Source organism: Actinoallomurus soli, from assembly GCF_024055715.1.
In the GTDB taxonomy this organism is placed as follows: Bacteria; Actinomycetota; Actinomycetes; order Streptosporangiales; family Streptosporangiaceae; genus Actinoallomurus; species Actinoallomurus soli.
This window is the reverse complement of the sequence record NZ_JAMXMV010000002.1, coordinates 489,800-511,143: the sequence shown is the minus strand read 5'-3', so window position 1 is coordinate 511,143 and position 21,344 is coordinate 489,800. Positions and strand designations below refer to the sequence as shown.

The 21,344-nt window shown below is 73.2% G+C and carries 18 protein-coding genes and 1 riboswitch; of the genes, 4 read left to right on the top strand and 14 right to left on the bottom strand.

Annotated elements, in window-relative coordinates:
• Window positions 1-11: 11 nt before the first annotated feature.
• From NDW01_RS08340 to NDW01_RS08295, 10 genes are read right to left on the bottom strand one after another with little or no spacing between them, the layout of a single operon-like run.
• On the bottom strand, window positions 12-656 hold the full coding sequence (locus NDW01_RS08340) for an SIS domain-containing protein (RefSeq protein ID WP_252818427.1): 645 nt from the start codon (window positions 654-656) through the stop codon (window positions 12-14).
• Complete coding sequence (locus NDW01_RS08335) at window positions 653-1,459, bottom strand: cupin domain-containing protein (RefSeq protein ID WP_252818425.1); 807 nt, start codon at window positions 1,457-1,459, stop codon at window positions 653-655. Before NDW01_RS08335 ends, NDW01_RS08340 begins: the two co-directional genes overlap by 4 nt.
• A complete protein-coding gene (locus NDW01_RS08330; protein WP_252818422.1) occupies window positions 1,456-2,853 on the bottom strand; it encodes a trehalose-6-phosphate synthase in 1,398 nt (465 codons plus the stop codon). Before NDW01_RS08330 ends, NDW01_RS08335 begins: the two co-directional genes overlap by 4 nt.
• A gap of 29 nt (window positions 2,854-2,882) precedes the next feature.
• Window positions 2,883-3,932: a transketolase family protein gene (locus NDW01_RS08325; RefSeq protein WP_252818419.1), complete on the bottom strand. Its 1,050-nt coding sequence runs from the start codon at window positions 3,930-3,932 to the stop codon at window positions 2,883-2,885.
• A complete protein-coding gene (locus NDW01_RS08320) occupies window positions 3,929-4,777 on the bottom strand; it encodes a transketolase (protein ID WP_252818417.1) in 849 nt (282 codons plus the stop codon). The genes NDW01_RS08325 and NDW01_RS08320 overlap by 4 nt, the downstream gene beginning before the upstream one ends.
• On the bottom strand, window positions 4,767-8,690 hold the full coding sequence (locus NDW01_RS08315; RefSeq protein WP_252818767.1) for a type I polyketide synthase: 3,924 nt from the start codon (window positions 8,688-8,690) through the stop codon (window positions 4,767-4,769). The genes NDW01_RS08320 and NDW01_RS08315 overlap by 11 nt, the downstream gene beginning before the upstream one ends.
• Window positions 8,690-9,751 carry a ketoacyl-ACP synthase III family protein gene (locus NDW01_RS08310; RefSeq protein ID WP_252818416.1) on the bottom strand — a complete coding sequence of 354 codons (1,062 nt, stop codon included), beginning with the start codon at window positions 9,749-9,751 and terminating at the stop codon, window positions 8,690-8,692. Before NDW01_RS08310 ends, NDW01_RS08315 begins: the two co-directional genes overlap by 1 nt.
• A gap of 33 nt (window positions 9,752-9,784) precedes the next feature.
• Entirely contained in the window at window positions 9,785-10,822 is a 1,038-nt protein-coding gene (locus NDW01_RS08305; RefSeq protein WP_252818415.1) for a ketoacyl-ACP synthase III family protein, read from the bottom strand.
• Window positions 10,823-10,834: 12 nt separating this feature from the next.
• Window positions 10,835-11,671, bottom strand: a complete 837-nt coding sequence (locus tag NDW01_RS08300) for a phytanoyl-CoA dioxygenase family protein (RefSeq protein ID WP_252818413.1) — start codon at window positions 11,669-11,671, stop codon at window positions 10,835-10,837.
• A 50-nt stretch (window positions 11,672-11,721) separates the two neighbouring features.
• Window positions 11,722-13,251 (bottom strand): FAD-dependent monooxygenase, encoded by a 1,530-nt coding sequence (locus tag NDW01_RS08295; RefSeq protein ID WP_256511087.1) that lies wholly within the window; start codon window positions 13,249-13,251, stop codon window positions 11,722-11,724.
• A gap of 256 nt (window positions 13,252-13,507) precedes the next feature.
• Here NDW01_RS08295 and NDW01_RS08290 point away from each other — a divergent pair, with 256 nt between their 5' ends.
• Both NDW01_RS08290 and NDW01_RS08285 read left to right on the top strand, forming a co-directional pair.
• Window positions 13,508-14,749 (top strand): cytochrome P450, encoded by a 1,242-nt coding sequence (locus NDW01_RS08290; protein ID WP_252818411.1) that lies wholly within the window; start codon window positions 13,508-13,510, stop codon window positions 14,747-14,749.
• 171 nt (window positions 14,750-14,920) lie between these two features.
• Complete coding sequence (locus tag NDW01_RS08285; RefSeq protein WP_252818408.1) at window positions 14,921-15,673, top strand: DUF4118 domain-containing protein; 753 nt, start codon at window positions 14,921-14,923, stop codon at window positions 15,671-15,673.
• A gap of 6 nt (window positions 15,674-15,679) precedes the next feature.
• On the opposite strand, the gene NDW01_RS08280 is transcribed toward NDW01_RS08285, so the two are convergent.
• From NDW01_RS08280 to NDW01_RS08270, 3 genes are all read right to left on the bottom strand, one after another.
• A complete protein-coding gene (locus NDW01_RS08280) occupies window positions 15,680-16,477 on the bottom strand; it encodes a trimeric intracellular cation channel family protein (RefSeq protein WP_252818406.1) in 798 nt (265 codons plus the stop codon).
• A gap of 204 nt (window positions 16,478-16,681) precedes the next feature.
• Window positions 16,682-17,830: a serine hydrolase domain-containing protein gene (locus NDW01_RS08275; protein ID WP_252818404.1), complete on the bottom strand. Its 1,149-nt coding sequence runs from the start codon at window positions 17,828-17,830 to the stop codon at window positions 16,682-16,684.
• A 172-nt stretch (window positions 17,831-18,002) separates the two neighbouring features.
• A complete protein-coding gene (locus NDW01_RS08270; RefSeq protein WP_252818401.1) occupies window positions 18,003-18,287 on the bottom strand; it encodes a hypothetical protein in 285 nt (94 codons plus the stop codon).
• A 428-nt stretch (window positions 18,288-18,715) separates the two neighbouring features.
• Between NDW01_RS08270 and NDW01_RS08265 the strand changes: the two genes are divergently transcribed.
• Window positions 18,716-19,084: a hypothetical protein gene (locus tag NDW01_RS08265; RefSeq protein ID WP_252818399.1), complete on the top strand. Its 369-nt coding sequence runs from the start codon at window positions 18,716-18,718 to the stop codon at window positions 19,082-19,084.
• A 55-nt stretch (window positions 19,085-19,139) separates the two neighbouring features.
• Here the strand turns inward: NDW01_RS08265 and NDW01_RS08260 are convergent, their stop codons facing one another.
• Window positions 19,140-19,829: a dienelactone hydrolase family protein gene (locus NDW01_RS08260; RefSeq protein ID WP_252818397.1), complete on the bottom strand. Its 690-nt coding sequence runs from the start codon at window positions 19,827-19,829 to the stop codon at window positions 19,140-19,142.
• A 509-nt stretch (window positions 19,830-20,338) separates the two neighbouring features.
• A riboswitch (cyclic di-AMP (ydaO/yuaA leader) is annotated at window positions 20,339-20,478 on the top strand.
• A 7-nt stretch (window positions 20,479-20,485) separates the two neighbouring features.
• On the opposite strand from NDW01_RS08260, the gene NDW01_RS08255 reads away from it, so the two are divergent.
• Entirely contained in the window at window positions 20,486-21,265 is a 780-nt protein-coding gene (locus NDW01_RS08255; protein ID WP_252818395.1) for a CHAP domain-containing protein, read from the top strand.
• The last annotated feature ends 79 nt before the right edge of the window (window positions 21,266-21,344 follow it).

Here is a 21,344-nt window from a genome sequence, read left to right as displayed (position 1 = left end):
GCGGGGACCCGTCACCTCCCGGAGGCGTGTGCCGCGACGCGTTCCTTCAGGAGGCCGACGAGGATGTGGTTGACCGACAGCATCAGGTCCTCGAAGTGGAAGTTGTTGTCGTTCTTGCCGACCTGGCCGGGGAACCGGGACGTGCCGGGCACGACCAGGCACACCTCGGCCAGGTCCTTGCACCGGCCGCCGTCGCCCTTGGTCATGGCGAACGTCCCGGCCCCCGCGGCGGCGGCCACCTCCAGGGCCTTCGTCACGTTCGCGGAGTTGCCGCTGCCGGAATAGGCCATGACCAGATCCTTCGAGGTGACGACGGGGGCCAGGGCCGCCGCGAACATGTCCTCGAAGCCGATGTCGTTGACGAGCCCGGTCAGCTCGGCCGCCGACCCGCACAGGTTGACGAAGCTCAACCGAGGAACGTCCGCCGGGAGCGGCCGGGTCTTGTCCTCCGTCACGAACGGGTGGTGCTTGAAATCGCAGTAGAAGTGGTCGAGGGTGCCGGCGTTCCCGCCGTTGGCCATGGCGTAGACGGTGCCGCCCCGGTCGTAGGTCGCGAACAGCATCGCGGCGGCGCGCTCCAGCACCGCGACGGGGAAGTCGTCCAGGATCCGGCGCTTCTCGGCGAGGTACAGCCCGATCGTCTCGGCGAGGCTCACGACCGGCCGCCCACGTGCTCGGAGTCGATCCGGCCGTGTCCGCGCCCGGCGTCGTCCTGCCACCGGATGACGTCGTCGAGTTCGGGTGTGGAGATCTCGATGGAGGTGTAGTCCGTTCGCGCGATCACCCGGTGCAACTCGCCCGGCGGGTTGGTCCAGCCGGAGCGGGGCCGGTGGACGGTGGTGGTCAGGCTCCCCACGTCGATCACCGCGGTCAGGTCGTCCGGGGCCATGGCCCCGCTCAGCACCGTGGCCTCACCCTCGATGACGTAGTTGGTCTCCAGCTTCTGCCGGTGGGACTGCAGCGAGGACTGGTGCCCCTCGGTCATCCGGATGCGCTTCAGCGCGTACGGGACGTCGGGGAGGTTCTGGGTGTACCAGACCTCGCTGCCCCAGGGCTTGTGCACCGTGTAGTCCGAGACGTCCGGGCAGCGGCAGGCCACCGCGTCCGGGATGTCCGGCCCGGTCGCCTCCCTGGTCTCGCCGAGCACCGATCCGGCCTCGATGACGACCGCCGGTCCGGCGCCCGCGCCCACGATCCGGTAGACGCAGCCGGGGAGGGCGTGCCAGCCGCTCAGGTGGTCGTACACCGCCGACTCGGTCGCGCCGTCGTCGCGGGCGGTGTCCAGCCTGACCCGGCCCTGGATGACGACGAAGGTCCGGTGGTCGCGGGCATGGGTCCGGAAGGGGGTGGCCTGTCCGGGATCGATCGTGTGCTCGGCGAACAGATAGGCCCCGGCGGCGGCCTGGTCGGCCAGCCGGCTGATGCGTCCGTACCGCGTGGTGACCTCGGTCGTCCTCAACGTTCCGCCTCCATCATTCGGTTCAGCCAGTCGGTCGCGTCCTGGCCGCGCAGCAGGCGGCGTGCCGCCGCCCGCTCCGCCGGGGCCGTACCGCGGGTCATCGCGTCCCGCAGCGCCGAGGCGGTGGCCTCGACGTCGAACGGATGCACCGGCGTCACGTGCCCGGCGAGTCCTTCGTAGGCGCCCGCGTTGACGGACAGCAGCAGCGGTCCGCGTTCGCCGAGGTACAGGGCCTCCTTGGCGACCAGGTTCATCCCGTCGAAGGTCGGGTTCACCAGCGTGAGGTCGGCCCTCGACAGGGCGGCCACCACGCAGTTGCGCGTGGTCGCCAGGTCCGGATAGATCAGCGAGACGGCCGGCCGGCCCGGCGCGCCGAACCGCTCGTTCAGGTCGGCGACCGTCTCCTCGCACTCGCGCCGCAGGTCACGGGTGCGCTCGGTGGGACGGCCCGGCGGAGTGGCCACCGCGCAGAACCACCACTCCCCGGCCAGACCCGGGTCGCGGTCGAGCAGGCTCCGGTACGCGGCGAAGCCGCGCGGCAGGTTCTTCCACAGGTCGATGCGGTCGGCGCGGACGAGCATCCGCCGTCCGCCGGCGTCCCGGTCGAGCCGCGCCCGCCACTCCGCGGTGGCCGGCTCACCGCGCAGCCGTTCCACCATCGCGACGTCCAGCGGGAACGGCGCCACGGTCACGCGGGTCCGGTGCCCGTCGAACGTCGCGCCGTCCTCGTCGACCGCGCAGCCGGGCAGGTAGCGCGCGCAGCAGCCCAGGAAGGCCCGCGCCCACCGGGTGCAGTGGAAGCCGACCACGTCCGCGCACAGCAGGCTGGTCAGGACGCGGTCGCGGATGGAGGCGGGCAGCACCCCGAAGTACTCCGGCTCGCACCACGGCAGCCCCTGGAAGAACGCGACCCGGCCCCGGCGGTCCGCGCGCCGCCCCAGCATCTCCGGGACGAGGAACAGGTGATGGTCGTTGACCAGCACGAACTCGTCCGCCGACCCCGTCATCAGCGACGTCACCCGGTCGGCGTACGCCCGGTTGACCGCCTCGTACGCCGGCCACGCCTCCGCGAGGCCCTCGCCCGGCTGCCGTGCGGTGTCGAGCAGGTAGTGGAACAGCCACAGCAGCACCCGTACGCCGACCTGCTCGTAGTGCTGTTCCACGGTCGCCGGGGGCAGGCGCAGCCGGTGCAGGGTCACGTCACCGGGCAGCCGTGTCACCTCCACGGGCTCCGCGCCCCGCGGGCCGTCGGCGGGCATCGTGCACACCCAGTCGCCGCCGTGCTCGCCCAGGAGGGTGGCCAGCAGCGGGACCAGTCCGCCGGGGGAGCGGGGCAGCAGGCCGGCGCCGTCCTGCCACCGCGGCGCGCTGTTGCTGCAGACGATCAATCTCACTCCGGTCGCCGTCCTCGTCTCGAGTGCCGTCACCGGGGGGCGTCCTGGAGGAGCGCGGTGACGTGCGCCGCGATCCCCTCCGCGTCCAGCCGGTACCGGCGGTAGAGGTCCTCCGGTGGACCCGCCTGCCCGTAGTCGGGCACGGCCAGGACGTCGAACCGGGGCCGGTCGGGGAGGCCGAGCACGATCCGGCCCAGTTCGTCGGCGAGGCCGCCCACGGCGTAGTGGTCCTCGACCACCAGCACCCGCTGGTGCCCGGCGACGATGCGCTCGACCGTCTCGCGGTCCACCGGCAGCGAGGACACGTTCACGACGGTGGGCGCGATCCCACGCGCAGCCGGCCCGCCCGCGGCGACTCCGGCCGCTGAGACCCCACCCGCGGCGAGCCCGCCTGCGACCGGCCCGCCTGCGACGGACCCGTTCGCGGGGGCTCCGTGGGCGAGGGCTCCGTGAGCGGCGAGCCGGTCGGCGGCCTCGACCGCGACCGGCACCGTGCCGCCCATCGCGAACACCACCACGTCGGCGCCCGCGCGCAGCACGTGCGGGATCCCGGGCCGGAAGTGGTACCCGTCGGTGTGCACCTCCGGCAGCGGCTGCCGGCAGAGGCGCAGGTAGGCGGGGCGCCGGTCGGTCGCCAGGTGGGCCATCATCTGCCAGGTCTCGGTGCCGTCGGCGGGCTGGAACACCCCGACGTTCGGCAGGGTCCGCATCAGCGCCAGGTCCCGCAGCCCCATCTGGGTCGGCCCGTCCCGCCCGATCGCCAGCCCGGCGTGGGTCCCGACCAGGACCACCCCCGCGTCGTTGAGCCCGACCGTCTGGAAGATCTCCAGGAACTTCCCGGTCAGGAAGTGACCGAAGCTCGCGACGAACGGCCGGAATCCCTCCTGCGCCAGCCCGGCGGCCACGCCGATGGCGTTGGCCTCCGCGATGCCGCACTCGAAGAACCGGTCGGGGAACTCCTCCTTGAACGGCAGCGTCCGGGTGGCCTTGGCGAGGTCGCAGTTCACCACCACGATGTGGTCGTACTCGCGGGCGATCTCGACCAGCGCGGTGCCGAACCAGTCCCGCGTGGAAGTCATTCGTGCGCCTCCAGGAGGGTCTCCAGGTAGTCGACCGCGGCGGCGTACTCCGCCGCCGAGGGGAGGTCGCTGTGACTGCCGTTCAGCAGGACGCGGTCGGGGCCGAGATGTCCCTTGCGGGTGTGCGCGATGATCACCGAGGGCCCGTCGCGGTCGCGTCGCCGCAGCGCGTCGCGTACTTCGCCGTGGTCGTGGCCGTCCACCTCCGCGACGTGCCAGCCGAACGCGCGCAGCTTCTCCGGCAGCGGGCACAGCGGCAGGATGTCGGCGACCGCGCCGTCGCTCTGGCTGCCGTTGTGGTCGATGATCGCCACCAGGCCGGGCACCCGGTGCGCGCCGGCGTACAGGAACGCCTCCCACACCTGCCCCTCCTGGCATTCGCCGTCGCCGAGCAGGCAGTAGACCGTGGAGTTCCGGCCGTGCAGCCGCCGGGCGAGGGCCCGCCCGACGGCCACCGACAGGCCCTGCCCGAGCGCGCCGGTGCTGACGTCGACCAGCCCCAGCCGCGTACGGTCCGGGTGCCCCTGCAGGCGGCTGTCCAGGGCCCGCAGCGTGCCGACCTCCTCGGCGGGCAGGTCGCCGCCGACGATCAGTGCGGCGTACCAGGCCGGCGCCGCGTGGCCCTTGGACAGGACGAACACGTCGCCGGTGGACCGGTCCGGGCCCGGGTCCAGCTGGTCGAACTTCAGCACGCTGACGATGTCCGCGCAGGACAGCGACGAGCCGGCGTGCCCGGACCCCGCCCGGTGGATCATCTCCAGCAGGACGAGCCGGCATCGGGTCGCGAGCCGCGCGATCCGCGCGACGTCGGCCCGCTGAGCGGCGACCGTCGGCTCACCCCGCATCGGCGCTCCCGTTCGGCGCGGACACCAGCCCGGCGATGTAGTCGGAGACCGCGACGATGGTCGGCTGCCGCCACAGGAGCGTGGTCGGCAGCGAGCACCGGAACCGTTTCTCCAGCCGGCGGCGCACGACCACGGTCAGCACCGAGTCCAGGCCCTGCTCGACCAGCGGGCGGTGCGGCGACAGGTCGGCGGGATCGAGCCGCATCTCCCGGGCGATCTGCGCGCCGACCTCCCGGAGCAGGAAGGCGCGCAGCTCCTCCGGCCCGAGCTCGGCGAACGACTCGGTGGCGCCTGCGCCGGCGGTGCCGTTCTCCCGCGCGGCCGGCGCGTCGATCACCGGGTACCGCAGCCCGTCGAGCCGGCCGACGACCGTCTCGGCGGGATCGGTCATCCGGACCTGGACGGTGTCGGCACGGTCGGGGTCGAGCCACACCTCGATGTCCACCGTGTCCGGTGGCTCCCCGGCCACGACGAGCCGGTCGATGTTCGTGACCATCCGCAGCAGCGGGTCCCCGGGGAACGCGCTCGGCGCCACCGACATCGCCGCGTCGAGGATCGGCGCCCAGGTGCCCGACGGCCCGCACCGTACGCGGGCGCGCAGCAGTCCGTGGCCGGACAGGAGCTCCTCGACGGTCCAGTCGAAGCCGGTCCCGGGCACGCCGACGGCGGCGAGCCGCCGCGTGACCGAGCCCGGATCCGCCGGCGCGAGCGGCAGCACGGGCGGAACCGGCCCGTTCCCCGGATCTGTCACGGCGGCGGCGGCCTCGGCGGCGATGGCGGCCATGGCCATGGCCTCGGCGGCGGTGGCCGTGGCGGCCTGAACGGCCTGAACGGCCTGAACGGCCTGGGGGGTCTGGGTGGCCTGGGCGGTCGTGGCCGTCGTGGCGGCGACCACCGTGGCGTCGGCGGCCGTGGCGGTGGCCGGCTCGGCGAGGGCGGTCGCGGTGGCGATCATCTGCCAGGCGGCGTCCGGGTCGCCGGCCGTGCGGGCGGCCAGCCGCAGCTCGGCTCCCTGCCGTACGACCTGGACCTCGCGGCGGTCGGCGGTCAGCAGCGGCGCCGACATCGTCACCGCGCCGAGCGCCCGGCCGCCCGAGGCGGCGAGGAACGTCACCGCCAGCACTGCGGCCGGCACGATCTCCACTCCTTCGATGGCGTGGCTGCCGGGGTAGGGCCGGGTCTGGTCGTCCAGCGCGGTGCGCCAGAGCCGTACGTCGGTTCCCGCGAGCTCGACGCCGTCGCCGAGCAGCGTGTGCGCGTCCGGGTCGTGGCCGCGCCCGCCGGCGTCCGGGGCGGAGGGCGCGCGCCAGTGCCTGCGGCGCTGCCACGGGTAGGTGGGCAGCGCGACCGGCCCGCCGGCCGGCTGCAGCCGCCGCCAGTCGACGTCCAGTCCGGCGCAGTGCGCGGCGGCCACGCTCGCCAGGAGGGTGTCCCGCGCGGGACGGTTCCGGCGCAGCGACGGACCGACGAAGACGTCCTCGTGGCCGTGCACGCTCAGGGTCTCCAGCACCGAGTGGGTGACGACCGGGTGCGGGGAGACCTCGACGAAGGCGCGGTACCCGTCGGCCGCCGCCGCGGTCACCGCGTCGGCCAGGCGCACCGGCCGGCGCAGGTTGGCCGCCCAGTACGCGCCGTCGAAGCCGGGCGCCGCCCGCGGGTCGTCCAGCGCCGTCGAGTAGACCCGCAGGTGCGGGGCGCCGGGCGTCAGGCCGGCCGCGGCGGCGGTCAGCTCGGCCAGCAGCGGGTCCATCTGCGGCCCGTGGAACGCCACGTCCGAGGCGACCCGGCGCGCCGGGACGCCCTCCTCCAGCCAGCCGGACAGGACCTCGGCGACGGCGTCCGGTTCGCCGGAGACGACCGTCGAGCCGGGCGAGGAGGCGATCGCGGCGACCACGTCGGTACGGCCCGCCAGCCGCGCGGCCGCGTCGGCGAACGGCAGCTGCACCATGGCCATCGCGCCGCGCCCGGCGACGCGCCGCAGCAGCCGGGACCGCCGGCAGATCAGCCGGGCGCCGTCCAGGCGGCTGAGCGCCCCGGCCGTCACGGCGGCGGCGATCTCACCGACCGAGTGGCCGATCACCGCGTGCGGGCGGACGCCGTACGCGCGCCACAGCTCGACCAGGCCGAGCTGCATCGCGAAGATCATGGTCTGGACCCGGTCGACCTCGGTCAGTTCACCGCCGCCGAGCGCCTCCCGGGGCGAGAAACCGATCTCGGCGGCGAACACCGGCTCCAGCTCGTCGATCACGGCGGCGAACGCGGGTTCGGCCGCCAGCAGGTCCCGGCCCATCCCGGCCCACTGCGAGCCGTGGCCGGAGAACACGAACACCGGCCCGGGGCCGGGGTCGCCCAGCACCCGCCCGGTGGTCACCGACGCGTGCGGGGTGCCGGCGGCCAGGGCGCGCAGCCCGGCGGTCAGCGCGGCCGGGTCGTCCGCCGCGACGACGGCGCGTTCGGCCAGGTGCGCCCGGCGCAGCGCGAGCGTGTGCCCGACGCCGGCGGCCGGCAGGTCGCCGGCGACGCCGGCCAGGTTCCCCGCGGCCTGTCGCAGGGCGGCCCGTGACGCGGCGGACACCGGGAACAGCCGTCCCGCCGTCCCCTCACCGGCACGCCGCGCGGGCGGCGCCTCTTCGAGGACCACGTGGGCGACGGTCCCGCCGTAGCCGAAGGCGGAGACGGCGGCCCGGCGCGGGTGCCCGGCGTCCGGCCACGGCGTCGGCGCGTCCACCACGCGCAGCCCCGCGCCCGCCCAGTCGACGGCCGGGGTGGGTGTGTCGAGCCGGCTCGGCGGGAGCTCGCCGTGGTGCAGCGCCAGGACGGCCTTGACCAGCCCGGCGATGCCCGCGGCGCCCTCCAGGTGGCCGATGTTCGACTTGGCCGAGCCGATCAGGCACGGCCGGTCCGCCGGGCGGCCGGCCCCGTACACGTCGCCGAGCGCGGCGGCCTCGAGCGGGTCGCCCACGGCGGTGCCGGTGCCGTGCGCCTCGACGTACCCGACCGTGCCCGGCTCGATGCCCGCCTGCCGCAGCGCGCGGCGCATGACGTGCTCCTGCGCCTGGCCGCACGGCGCCATGATGCCCACGGTGCGGCCGTCCTGGTTGACGGCGCTGCCGCGGACGACGGCGAGGACCGGGTCCCCGTCCCGTACGGCGTCGGAGAGCCGCTTGAGCACGACCACGGCCGCGCCTTCGCCGCGCCCGTAGCCGTCGGCGGCGGCGTCGAACGACTTGCTGCGCCCGTCCGGCGCCAGCGTGCCCGCGGCGTCCAGGGTCAGCGTCTCGCCGGGGGACAGGATGAGGTTCACGCCGCCGGCCAGCGCCACGTCCGTCTCCCCGGCCCGCAGCGCCTGCACGGCCAGGTGAACCGCGACCAGCGACGCCGAGCACGCGGTGTCCACCGCCAGGCTCGGGCCGCGCAGGTCCAGGGAGTACGACACGCGGTTGGCGACCGCGCAGGTCGCCGCGCCGATCCCGGTCCACGCCTCGATGCCGGGCAGGTCCTCCAGCAGCCGGTGGCCGTAGTCGCCGGTGCAGACGCCGACGTACACGCCCGCGTCCGTGCCGGCCAGCGCGTCCGGGGACACGCCCGCGCGTTCGAGGGCCTCCCACGCGGTCTCCATCACGAGCCGCTGCTGCGGGTCCATCAGCTCCGCCTCGCGCGGCGTCAGCCCGAAGAACTCCGCGTCGAAGCCCGCGACGTCGTCCAGGAAACTCCCGCGCGGGACGGTGCGGCGCACCGCCGCGGCGTACGAGGGGCCGCGGTCGGCGTAGTCCCGCCAGCGGTCCGCGGGCGCGGGCCCACTGGCGTCCCGCCCCTCGCGCAGCAGGTCCCAGTACGCGTCCGGCGAGCCGGCGCCACCCGGCAGGCGGCAGCCGATCCCCGTCACCGCGATGGCCTCGGCCGGTCGGTCCATCACGCATCCCCTCCCCGTGCCCGCGCCCAGACGGGCGTCTCGAGTACCTCCACGACCGCGGCGGAGATCGTCACGCCGGGTCCGAAGCCGAACATCAGCAGGTGGTCGCCGGGGCCCAGGCCGCCGGTGCGGACCAGGTGCTCCAGCGCGAGGATCTGGTCGCTCGCCCCGCAGTGGCCGATCGTCCGGCCGAACTCCCAGGCCGACCGGGACGCCGGAACACCCAGCCGCATCTCGCAGATCTGGTCGGCGATCTCCCGTGAGGTGTTCATGCACGCCACCCGCGTCACGTCCCCCGGCTTGATCCCCGCCTCCGACAGCGCCTGGTCGATCGCCTCGGCCATCCGCTCGTCGAGCGTGACGAGCACCTTCGTGCCGTCGCCCTCGACGACGGCGCGCCGGCGGAACTCGTCGTTGTGCGCGGCGAAGTCGACCGCGCGGCCCTCGAGGATGCCGGGCGGGAACAGCGGCTCGGCGCAGCGGTGCATCTCCTCGGCCTGCGACACCGACAGCGTGCACACCGACGCCAGCCGCGCGAACCCCGGCTCGGTGTCGAGCACGACCGCGCTGCCCGCGTCCCCGGCGACCGCCCCCGGCAGCATCCGCCACCGGTCGACGAGCGGAGTCCCGTAGTTGTCGGCGGTGACGAGCAGCGCGGCCCGGCGGCCGGGCACGGCCCGCAGGTGGCAGGCGGCCAGTTCGAGGGCGGTGAGCATGCCGTTGCAGCCCTGCTTGAGCTGGGTGGACAGGACCCCGTCGCCGACGAGACGGCGTTGCACGTACGACTGCGGCGGCCAGCCCTCCGGGCCCTGGTGCCACGTCGAGGTGTACAGGAGCAGGTCGAGCTCGGCGGGGGACCGCCCGCTGCGGGCCACCGCGCCGCGCGCCGCGCGCAGCGCCATCTCCGGAGCCGGGACGTCACCGGCCACCGCGACCGAGGCGAGCCCGTGCAGCTCGACCTCCTCGGCGGTGTACCGGCCCGCCGCCACGGCGTCGCCGACGCTCACCCGGGCGGGGACGTACGACCCGACCCCGCTGATGTACATGTCCGCCGTCTCCATGCCGCCTCCCCGTCGCCGCCCTGCCGTCGTCGCTCACCGGTACTCCGGCGGGATGCCGAGGATCCGCAGCACGGCGCAGGCCATGGTGGTGCCGGCGCCGAGCCCGACGAGCAGCACGTGGTCGCCGGCGGCCAGCGCGCCGGTGGCCAGGAGGTGGTCGAGGGCCACGAACTGGTCGCCGACCCCGAGGTGCCCGATCCGCGCCCCGTAGTCCCAGGTGGTGTCGGCCATCGTCAGGCCGAGCCAGTTGACGCCCCGGTGCTCCAGGTCGTCCCAGCGCCCGTGCGGGAACGCCACGCGCGCCACGTCGTCGAGGGTGACGTCCGCCTCGCCGAGGGTCCGGTCGACCAGCTCCAGCAGCGTCTTCTGGATCGCGAGCATGACGTCCGCGCCGTTGCCGTTGATCAGCCGCTTGCGGAACTCCCGGTTGCGCGCGGCGAAGTCCAGCGGGCGCCCGACGGTCGCGTCCGGCGGGAACATGGGGACGCCCCCGTCGTTGACCGCCTCGGCCTCCGGCAGCACGACCACGTTGACCGAGCGCAGCTCGGCGAACCCGCCCTCCGTCGTGACCAGCAGCGCGCACCCGCCGTCGCCCATCACGGCGCCCTCGATCATCCGCCATCGGTCGACCAGCGGGGTGCCGTGGTTGTCGGCGCCGACGAGCAGCGCGGTGCCGCCGTCGGGCCGCAGGTACCCGGCGGTCAGCTGCAGCGCGCTGAACATCCCGCAGCAGCCGTGCCGCATCTCGACGGCGAGGACGTCGCCGCCGACCAGGTGCTGCTGCAGGTAGTACTGCGGCTCCCAGCCCTCCGGCCCCTGGTGCCAGACGTCGGAGTACAGCATGAGGTCCAGGTCGCGCGGGGACAGCCCGCCGGAACGCTCGAACGCCTGCCGGGCGGCGCGCAGCGCCAGCTCCGGGGCGGGCACGTCGCCGGCCACCGCCGCGCCGCCGAGCCGGAAGTACTCCACCTCGTCGGCCGGGTAGCGGCCCTCCGCGACGGCCGTCTCGATGGTGACCACCGGGGGCAGATGGACGCCGATGCTGCGCAGGTACATGTGGGGGGTGCGCATCCGTCCCTCCTCTCAGCGTCGGAGCAGGAGCATCGGGTCGCTCAGCTCGTGGAGCCCGCACATCGGCGGGCACGCCTCGTAGCCGAGGAGCCGCTGGATGTCCTCGGGATAGCCGCGGACCACGTCCAGCGGCACGGACAGGTACTGGTTCTCCTCCTGGCGGAGGTTGCCGAGGTCGTAGGCGTACGACAGGCCGGTGCGGGGCCCGTCGGAGGAGTTGACGCCGGCGCCGTGGTACGTGCTGCCGAGCCACAGCAGCGCGGAGCCGGTCCGCATCGCGGCGGGCACCGCCTCCTCGTCGCGGGGCGCCCGCTCGTCGTCCCACCGGTGGCTGCCGGGGATCACGCGGGTCGCGCCCGTCCGCGCGCTGAAGTCGCTCGCGGCGACCATGACCTGGACCCGGCTCTCCGGGCCCGGGTGCGTACGCAGGTGGGCGGTGTCGTCCCGGTGCAGGGCCTGGATCGGGACGCCCGGCCAGGTCTGGATCGCCCGGGAGATGCCGAGCTGGATCGTCGGGACGAACTCCACGCGCTGCTCGCCGAGCCACGCCTTGACCGGGCGCTGCAGGAAGTGCCGCGCGAGGCCGAGGAAGTGCGGCTGCCGCATGATCGTCATCGAGTGCGCGGACCGGCGGACCAGGCCGGGGAGGATCCGGGTCTTCTCGCCGACCAGGCGTCCGTCGCCGTCCGCCTGGCGTTGGAGGTCCGGGCCGAGGTCGGCCCACAGCCCGCGGAGCGTCTCGGCGTCGAGGAAGTCCTCGACGATCACTGCTCCGTCGCGGTCGACCACCTCGACCACGGCGTCGACCGGGGTCGACGCGGGCAGCGTGGTCAGCCTGGATTCACTCACTACGGCCTCCGATGGCGCGGTGGCGGTCGTCGTTCTCAGGGGATTCCGGCTCAGGCGGTCGCGGGGGGCGGGCCGAACCACCGGGCGAGGGCGCCGGCCAGCGAGACCGGGTCGGCGGGCGTGCTCCAGGCGACGAAGCCGTCCGGCCGGATCAGCAGGGCGTCCGCCGGGGCGTCGTCGCACTCGGCGGTCACCACATCCACCTGGTCGGACCAGGGGGCGGCGAGGGCGCGCAGTTCCGGGTCGGCGCGCAGGTCGAGCAGCAGGGCGCGGCCGTTCCGCTGCAGCTCCGCGACCCGTACGGTGCCGTCGGCGCGCCGCAGGTGCAGGTCCGGGCTGTACCGGCCGACCAGGGGGCTCCTCAGGGCCGGGTCGCCCATGTCGTAGGAGATGTGCAGGTCGTCGACGAGGGCGGTGAGCTGGCGGTTCGCCTCGTCGCGGAGCAGGAGCTCCCGGAGCAGCCGGCGCAGCGCGTCGACGTGCGGGCCGGGCCGCATCAGCGCGATCGAGGCACGCTGGATCTCCAGGGTCTGCTCGCCGATCGGGTGCCGCTCGGAGGTGTAGGTGTCGAGCAGGCTCTCGTCGCACCGGCCGCGGGCGACGGCGGCGAGCTTCCAGCCGACGTTGACGGCGTCGCCCAGCCCGAGCCGCAGCCCTGGACCGCTCCAATGCGAATGGACGTGCGCGGCGTCGCCCACGAGCAGGACCCGGCCGCTGCGGTAGGTCTCCGCCTGCCGCGCGTTGTCGGTGAACCGGGTGATCTTCGAGATCCCGGTGACCGTCACCTTGGTGCCGCTGAGCCGGCGCAGCGAGCCCTGGAACTCCTCCAGCGTGATCGGCGCGTCCCGGTTCACCGGCGGCCCGTCGAACTCCAGCGTGATGAACCGGGGCGGCCCCTCTTCGTACACCAGCAGCCCGGCGTCCTTGCGGAACCATCCGGGCAGGTGGAAGTCGGGGTCGTCGATGTCGGCGAAGGCGCGGTACCCGGTCGTGACGCCGTCCGTGCCCGGGAACGCGATGCCGGACAGCTTCCGGATCGTGCTGCGGCCGCCGTCGCAGCCGGCCAGCCACTCCGCCTCCAGCGCGTACGGCCCGTCGGGCCCCTCGACGTCGAGGCGTACGCCGTCGTCGTCCTGGGCGAACCCGGTGACCGTGTGGCCGCGGCGCACCTCGACGCCCAGCTCCGCCGCGCGCCGGGCCAGGTCCTCCTCCAGCAGCTGCTGGGGCACCAGCAGGTCCGGCGACTCGGGGCGGAGCAGGAACATGCTGGCGAAGTGCCGCGCGCCGGGGAACTCCTTGGGCAGCAGGCTGTCCGGCCGCCGCTCACCGGCCGCGACGCGGGCGCGTTGCTCGGGCGTCGGCGGCGTGATGGGGGTCTCGGTCACCCCGAGCATCAGGCCGCGACGGTCCATGATGTCGACGGCCCGGCCGGTGATCCCCTCGGCCTTCGGGCGCCATTCGATCGCGGGCAGCCGTTCGAGGACGACCACCGGTACGTCGTGCAGGGCCACCTCGCAGGCGAGCATGAGCCCCACCGGTCCACCGCCGACAACCGCCACCTGAGCATGCCGAACCGCCATTAACACCTCTATACGGGATAGCAGTGAGCCTGATGGAGGAGACGCGGGGTCGCCGATCACGGACCGGCGACATTCGCGACGGTCCGTTCGCCCAGCGTGTTTGACAGATGTGTCCGTTCGGTCAGCGCCGATGCTAATCGGACGGTCCAGAAATGACTAGTGGTGTGTTTTTTGGGACTTGTCATGCATAATCGGCGGCGCATGATGATCATGCACCGGGCCGGTCGCGGTCCGGGACCGGGCGGGAGGTGATCGGATGACCGACGGCCGGGCGGCTCGTCCGCTGGAGACCGATCGGCCCACCCCCTTCGACCCGCCCGTCGAGCTGCGGCGGCGTCCCCCGCTCAGCCGGCTGGCCTACCCGGACGGGCACCTCGGCTGGGTCGCCACCGGGTACGCCGTGACCCGGACCATCCTCGCCGATCCGCGCTTCAGCACCCGGCGTGAGCTGCTGCACCAGCCGGTCGGCCGCGAACGAGCGCACGAGCGGCCGACCCCGGCGGAACCGGGCATCTTCCCGCACATGGACCCGCCCGAGCACACCCGCTACCGCCGCCTGCTGAGCGCCCACTTCGGGCCCCGGCGCGTCGCGGAGCTGACGCCGGCGATCCGGGCGCACACCGACCAGGCCCTCGACGCGATGGCGGACGGCGGGTCGCCCGCCGACCTCGTCACCGCGTTCGCCGTGCCGATCCCGGCCCTGGTCATCTGCGAACTCCTGGGCGTCCCCCCGGAGGACCGGCACGCGATCCAAGCGGCCACCGCGGTGATGAACGACCTGGACTCCGCCCCGGAGCGGGCGGTCGAGGCGGTCATGTCGATCACCGGGACGGTGCGCGGCCTCATCGCGCGACTGCGCGCCGGCGCGGGCCCGGCGGCCGGCGACGGCCTGCTGGCGCACGCCGTGGTCACCGGCGACCTGACCGACGATGAGCTCACCAACCTCGGCATGGTGCTGCTGGCCACCGGCCACCTGCCGACGTCGAGCATGCTCTCCCTGGGCGCGTTCCTGCTGCTCACGGACGCGACCGAGCGGGCGCGCCCGCTCGCGGACGCCGTCACCGCCGAGCGCGCGGTCGAGGAGTTGCTGCGGTACCTGTCGATCCTGCAGTTCGACGTACGGCGGACCGCGCTCGCCGACGTCGAGATCGACGGCCAGGTCATCGCGGCCGGTGAGACGGTCGTGCTCGCGCTGCCGGTCGCCAACCGCGACCCCGCGCGGTTCGCCGACCCGGACGCCCTCGACCTGGGCCGCTCCGCCACCGGGCACCTCGCCTTCGGCCACGGGGCCCACCAGTGTCTCGGGCAGCACCTCGCGCGGGCCGAGCTGCGCATCGCGCTGACCGCGCTGTTCGGCCGCTTCCCGGACCTGCGCCTGGCCGTCCCGGCGGCCGAGGTGCCGACCCGCGAGCGCTCGGCGGTGTACGGCGTCGACCGCCTGCCCGTCGCCTGGAACTCTTCTTCGGCCGGACAATCGGACGGTACGGGAAATAGATGAGCCATCAACCACTCATGTGAGTAATGCAACACACGCCAATTACCAAGCGTGTGAATAGCGCCACTCTTGGCTCCTTTACCGGGCGCGGATAACCGAATGACGGACACTCCTTCAGGCCGTCCGGCGGTCACCGGTGACGTGCGGGGTACTTCTCGTCAGGGGAGGTACGCCATGAGGGGACACCGGCGCCGGGACGCCGTCGCGGTGGCGGCCGCGCTGGCCGGTCCGCTGCTGGTCGCGCTCGTCCTGCTGCCGTTCCGGAGCAGCCTGTCGAGCACGAACCTGGCGCTGATCCTCGTCGTGGTCGTCGTGGCGGTCGCGGCTCTCGGCAACCGGCCCGCCGGCGCGCTCGCGGCCCTGTCGGCCGCCGCGTGGTTCGACTTCTTCCTCACCCGGCCGTATCAGAGCCTCCTCATCCACCGGGCCGCCGACGTCCAGACCGCCGTGCTGCTGCTCGCGGTCGGCCTCGCGGTCTCCCAGCTGGCCGCCCGCGCCCGGCGGCTCAAGGTGATCGCCGTCACCGACGCCGCGTACCTCGCCCGCATCCACGACACCGCCCGGCTGGCGCAGGGCGCGACCTCCGCCGACGCGGTCGTCGACCACGTGCGGGAGGAGCTCGGCGACCTGCTGCACCTGCGGGCCTGCCGGTTCGAGTACGGCTCGCTGCTCGGCCATCCGCCGCGGATGGAGCAGGACGGCAGCCTGACCGTCGGCCGCCGCCGATGGGAGGTGGAGCGGCGCGGCTGGCCGGAGGAGGACGTCGAGCTGCGGGCCTTCGGCAACGGCCGGTTCCAGGGCCGGTTCATGCTCAGCCCCGTGCCGGGGGAGCGGCCGTCACTTCAGGCGCGTCTGGTCGCCGTCACCCTCGCCGACCAGGCCGGCGCCGCCCTGGACACGGCGGCGCCGGAGGAACGGGAGCAGTAGGCCCGATCACCGCGGATCCGGGCCGTCCAGCCGGGGGAACATGACCGTGTACTCCGCGTCCGGCGTCCCGTACGGCGGGCCGTCGAGGCCGTCGACGCCGCCCCCGCCGTCGAACGGCGGGCGGGCGGCGGGCACGGGCTGCTGGCGCATCCCCGCGAACGGATTGCGCCAGACGTATGCGCGCGGCGTGTGCCAGCCGAAGTACATGGAGATCAGCCGCAGCCCGATGGCGCAGACGGCGGCGGCCATGGCGGTCCCTCCGTTCAGGATGCCGGCGAACCGGAAGAGGGCCACCAGCACCGCGCCCGTCAGAGCGGGCAGGAGGTAGAGGTCGCGCGTCCACTGGAACAGCGCCGGGACCTCGATCGCCAGCACGCTGCTGAGCACGCCACCGCCCACGGCGCTGGCGAGGCCGAGCGTGACGGCCGGGACGGTGCCGAAGCCGTGGCTGAGGGACTTGACCGTGCCGGTGACGCCGAACAGAGCGAGGGCCGCCATGTCACACCTGTCGAAGACTTCCGACAGCCGCGCGTGCCGGTGGATCCGGGAGCTGAAGAAGACGATCAGCGCCGCGACGACGGGAGCCGAGTAGTAGCCGGGGTCGGTGAAGGCGACGGGCTTGACCCCCAGGACGAGGTCGCGGAACAGTCCGCCGCCCAGGCCAGCCACCTCGGCGAGGATGATCGTCCCGAAGACGTCGAAGTCCTTGCGCACCGCGAGGAAGGCACCGGACAGGGCGAAGGCGAAGATGCCGATCAGGTCCATCGCGTACTGGACCGCACCGGTGAACGTCATGAGCGACATGCCCTTCTTCTGAAAAATCCCGCGGCGCGGCCGTGGCCGGCCGGGGCCCTTCACCGAGACCGCGCGTCAAGCCGCTTGTCAGAAGCGGCCGTACATCAAGGATCGTCCTTGGGGAGGGGCGTGTCGCGCCGGTCGCCGCAAGATAGGCAACGTTGCCTACACGGCTGCGGTGAACGCCCCTCCGCGACGGGCGTGGGGGAGCGGTCAGCGGCAGAGGGCGGTGTCGAGGGCCGAGGTGACGTGGCCGAGCTGGGTCTCGTTGGAGAGCAGTTCGGTGACCGCGATGGTCGCGGCGCGGCCGTCGTCGGTGGCGCCGTTGGTCGTCGAGAATCCGTCGATGTCGCCGCCGTGGCCCCAGACGAGGCCGCCGCAGCTCAGTGGGGTGCTCGTCAGGCCGAGGCCGTACCGCACCCCCGTGCCGAGGCTGGGTGCGGGGACGGTCGTGCGCATCTCCTTCAGCTGCGCCGGGGCGAGCAGCCGTCCGGCGAGGAGCGCGGTGAAGAAACGGTCGACGTCGCTCGGTGTGGAGATCAGCTCACCGGCCGCCCAGCCGAAGGACGGGTCCATCACGGTGACGTCGGTCAGTGGCGCCTTCGGGTCGTCGTGGTGGTAGCCGTGGGGATGCGGTTCGCGGATCGTCTGGTCGCCGACGCCGGGGAAGTAGGTGTGCCGCAGCCCGATGCGGTCGATCACCCGACGGGTGATCTCCTCGCTGATCGGGCGGCCGGTGACCTTCTCGACGAGTAGCCCGGCGACGGCGTAGTTGGTGTTGCTGTACTCCCACTTCGTGCCGGGCGCGAAGTCGGCCTTCTGGGCGAGGGCGAGGTCGAGCAGTTCACGCGGCTCGAAGTACCGGTGCAGGTACGGCAGGAGGCCGTTCGCCAGCATGCTCGTGTAGTTGGGCAGGCCGCTGGTGTGCTGGAGCAACTGCCGCACGGTGATGTGGCGGCCGTCGATGCCGTCGCCGCGGATGAGGTTCGGCAGGTAGGTCTCGATCGGCGCGTCGAGGCGGATCTTGCCCTCGCCGACCAGCTGCAGGACGACGACGGCGGTGAAGGTCTTGGTGTTGCTGCCGATGCGGACGTACCCGTCGGCCGGCACCCTGGTCCCGGTCTTCAGGTCGCCGACGCCCGCGGTGTAGTCGTGGAAGCGCCCGTCCCGGTCCCGTACGGTGGCCAGGGCGGCGGGGAATTCGTCGTCGCGCACGAGCTGGTTCAGGTGCTGCTGGACGGCGTCGCCGGTCCGGGTGGTGCGGGCCGCGAGCGCGCTGCTCGGTGCGAGGAGGGCGCCGAGGCAGCCCAGCGCGACGATGGCGGTGAGACGCCGGCCCTTGCGGAAACGTTGATCGCTCATGGCGATGACGTTACGTACGGGCGGGGTGACGGATCGATACCGCAGGCGGTAGTCCCGGAGTAGTGCTGGCTGTACCTCCGCTCGGGGGCCGTCCGCCGGAGACCCGCCCCGGAGGTCCGGGGCGGGTCGTCAGGACGAGACCGGTGGGTTCGGCGGTCCGCCGCTCAGGACGTCAGAACCAGCCGCATCCGCCGCAGCCGCCGTACCAGTAGTACCAGCTCGTGTCCGAGGTCCGCTTGTAGTAGGAGTAGGAGAAATTCCCGGTCCGCAGGTGCTTGCGTACGAGCGAACGCCGGTGCGCGTAACCGCCACCACCGCCGTACGTGGCGATGGACTGCGGTGCCGCGATCGTGGCCGTCTGCGCGCTCGCCGATCCGGCCGTGCCGAGCGTGGCCATGGTCGCTCCTGCGAAGGCCAGGCCTGCGACCGTTACTCCCATCCGGCGCGAAATACCCATGGAAGATACCTCCTTCGGTTCGGCTCGCGCGCGACGATGCCGGAGTCGCACGCGTCATTTGGGACGTTCATGGCGCTATGTCCCATTTAAGGGCACATCACGGCACTCGCGAAGTCAACCGATATCTGTCGAGATGAGCGATATTTGAATGACGCTTAGCTTTTCCTTGCCGAGATCGGATCGCGGCCCCCGGTCCGCCATCGGGCAGGGCGCCGACCAGGCGTAGCCCGGAAGGCGCGGGGAAGGCTCTCGGTGCCCGGGGTCGGCAACGGCATGGTCGTTGACAAGCGCGGGTAATCTTCCGGTCGCATCGGCACCGGAGGACAGGATCAAGCCGGAAGCGGGGTATGCACGCGGACGTCCCGAAAAGTTCGCGGAGCCGCGGGCGAAGAAACGCCGCAATAAGGGGTTCGGATATGCCGCCAACGATGCGCCGCCGGAATGGCGGTTCGGGTGAGGACGCGGTCGGCAAGGGGCGAGCGCTCGTTTTCGCCGCCCTGATGAGTGGGGTTCTGGTGGTCGTCGCGTCCCCGAGCGCTCTCGCCGTGAAGGCCCCGGCCATCGGGCGCGGCGGCCCGTTCGGCGGCGGAGGCGGCGACGGCAAGATCAAGCGTTTCGCCATCCGCGCCGGGAACGGAAGGTTCAACCGGACCTCCGTCGTGCTCAGCCCTTCGGTCAACCGCGGCTTCCAGCAGATCGGCAACACCACCGTGGGTGGCCGGGCCAACACCCAGTCGGCCATCTGCGTCAAGAGGTGGAGAGCCTGCGTCGTCCGCCAGTCCATGGGCGGCTGGTGACGGCGACGACCGTGACGTCCGGAATCACCAGGCCCCGGCCCTCGGTCGCTGCCGCTCAGGTACCACGCGATCGTTGCCCGATCGGCGCGAGGTGGTCGAGGAACCACTCCCGTGCCAGCTGAGCGACCGTCTCCAGGGTCCCCGGTTCCTCGAACAGGTGCGTGGCGCCGGGGACGATGGTGAGCCGGCTCTCGCAGCGCATGAGGGCCTGGGCCTGGCGGTTCAGCTCGATGACGACCTCGTCCCGGCTCCCGACGATCAGCAGCGTGGGCGCGGTCACGTGGCGGAGGCGGGACGCGGCGAGGTCCGGCCGGCCGCCACGGGAGACGACCGCGGCGACGTCCGCCTCGGGCTCGGCGGCGGCGCACAGTGCGGCGGCGGCCCCGGTGCTGGCACCGAAGTAGCCGACGCGCAGTCCGCTCGCCTCGGGGCGCTCGCGCAGCCAGGCGGTGGTGTCGACCAGGCGCCGGGCCAGCAGCTCGATGTCGAAGACGTTGGCGCGGTCGGCCTCCTCCGCCGGGGTGAGCAGGTCGAACAGCAGAGTTCCGAGCCCCACCTGGTTGAGCGCGGTGGCCACGAACCGGTTGCGCGGGCTCGCGCGGCTGCTGCCGCTGCCGTGGGCGAACATGACGAGCCCGAGACCCTCGTCGGGGACGGCCAGGTCGCCGGCCAGCCGGACCGGTCCGGCCTGGATCTCGACCTTCTCCTCCCGTGGACAGTCGTCGGTCCGATGGTCGAAGCCCATGACTCCACCCCCCCTCGCTCCCACGCTCCCTCCGAATGCGGAACCGGGCCAGAGGCGATGGTCCTCACATGGCGGCGATCGGCCGTCGTCACATCAGTAACTGCAGTAACAAAAGACTCATAATTGCTCGGTAGTCGACTCCTGTAATGGCGATCCCTTGCCTCGCATGCGCCGAGTGACCCACATCACGTAAACTCGCTGTTTAAGCGGGCGTTTTGTCCTGCTAAGTTCCAATCACTCTTTCGGCGCCCCCCACGCGTCACCCCATACCCGTCGGCCATGGCCGGCCCGCCCGACCCAGGCGATAGCGCGTTCACAAGACGCCTGCCCGAGCCCGAGCCCGCGTCCGACCAGCCGGTTCACCAGCGAGCTGCGTCGCTTTCGCCGAGCATCCACCGGGTGCGCACGCGAGAACGGCAAGGGAGTGGAACCATGATCATGCCCTTCCGCTGATCCACCGTCGCCGCGGCGACTGCGACCAATCGGAAGTCTCTCAAAAATCGCCCATATACGGGCGACCGCTTAATCCGCATCACGCGGAGCCGGGGACCCAACGCATTCCCGGGGTGAATCGGCATCCCCCATGCCGTAGGGCAGCTTCCACGCCCGAACCCGTCAGCTAACCCGGTAAGCGGCATGGAAGCAAGGAGTACCCCGTGTCCGCTGTTCCTCGACCCCAACGTTCCGGAGCACGCTTCGCCGCGGTCCTGTCGGGCCTCACGGCGGCCGGCGCGGCCGCGGTCCTCGTGGCCGCCGCCGGGCCCGCCGAGGCGTCCTCCCTGCCCGCGCGCGCCGCCAGGCCGGCCGCGCAGGCGCACCAGGTGACGCAGGTGCCCATCCCCGGCAGGGGACTGGACGCCAAGCCCAAGCCCAAGGGCGATCCCAAGCCCAAGGCCGATCCCAAGCCCAAGGCCGATCCCAAGTCGAAGGTCATGGCCGAGCGCCGGCTGCCGGTCACCGCCACCGACGCGCTGAAGATCGCCCTCGCCCAGGTCGGCACCAGCGAGGACGACGACGGCAGCACGAAGTACAGCCGGTGGTTCGCCGCCTCCCCGTGGGCCCAGCGGGGCGTGCAGCGCGACGGCGGATCGGTCGGCGACTACGCCGATGCGAACTGGTGCGACATGTTCGTCACCTGGGTCGGTGTCCAGGCCGGCGTCCAGGGCATCGGCGGCGACGCCTTCGCCCCCGCGCATGCCGCGTGGTTCCAGGCGCAGGGCCGCTGGGGCACGACCCCCAAGCCGGGCGCGGTGGTGTTCTTCTCCTGGAGCGGCGGCAAGGACATCGACAGCATCGATCACGTCGGTCTGGTCATCAAGGACAACGGCGACGGCACGATCCAGACCGTGGAGGGCAACACCGACGACGCCGTGAAGGTCCGGACCCGGGACACCAGCGAGGTCGTCGGCTACGGCTACCCCGACTACGGCCAGTAGGCGCGCCTCACTCCGGCCGGGCTTCGCCGTGCGGCGAGGACCCGGCCGGAACCCTGTTCGGTGGGCCGAGGCGAATGGT

Bases quoted from the DNA above. Each gene is read 5' to 3' on its own strand.
- NDW01_RS08325 (WP_252818419.1), bottom strand. From the start codon at position 3,932: ATGACTTCCACGCGGGACTGGTTCGGCACCGCGCTGGTCGAGATCGCC.
- NDW01_RS08320 (WP_252818417.1), bottom strand. From the start codon at position 4,777: ATGCGGGGTGAGCCGACGGTCGCCGCTCAGCGGGCCGACGTCGCGCGG.
- NDW01_RS08315 (WP_252818767.1), bottom strand. From the start codon at position 8,690: ATGGACCGACCGGCCGAGGCCATCGCGGTGACGGGGATCGGCTGCCGC.
- NDW01_RS08310 (WP_252818416.1), bottom strand. From the start codon at position 9,751: ATGGAGACGGCGGACATGTACATCAGCGGGGTCGGGTCGTACGTCCCC.
- NDW01_RS08305 (WP_252818415.1), bottom strand. From the start codon at position 10,822: ATGCGCACCCCCCACATGTACCTGCGCAGCATCGGCGTCCATCTGCCC.
- NDW01_RS08295 (WP_256511087.1), bottom strand. From the start codon at position 13,251: ATGGCGGTTCGGCATGCTCAGGTGGCGGTTGTCGGCGGTGGACCGGTG.
- NDW01_RS08290 (WP_252818411.1), top strand. From the start codon at position 13,508: ATGACCGACGGCCGGGCGGCTCGTCCGCTGGAGACCGATCGGCCCACC.
- NDW01_RS08285 (WP_252818408.1), top strand. From the start codon at position 14,921: ATGAGGGGACACCGGCGCCGGGACGCCGTCGCGGTGGCGGCCGCGCTG.
- NDW01_RS08280 (WP_252818406.1), bottom strand. From the start codon at position 16,477: ATGTCGCTCATGACGTTCACCGGTGCGGTCCAGTACGCGATGGACCTG.
- NDW01_RS08275 (WP_252818404.1), bottom strand. From the start codon at position 17,830: ATGAGCGATCAACGTTTCCGCAAGGGCCGGCGTCTCACCGCCATCGTC.
- NDW01_RS08270 (WP_252818401.1), bottom strand. From the start codon at position 18,287: ATGGGTATTTCGCGCCGGATGGGAGTAACGGTCGCAGGCCTGGCCTTC.
- NDW01_RS08265 (WP_252818399.1), top strand. From the start codon at position 18,716: ATGCGCCGCCGGAATGGCGGTTCGGGTGAGGACGCGGTCGGCAAGGGG.
- NDW01_RS08260 (WP_252818397.1), bottom strand. From the start codon at position 19,829: ATGGGCTTCGACCATCGGACCGACGACTGTCCACGGGAGGAGAAGGTC.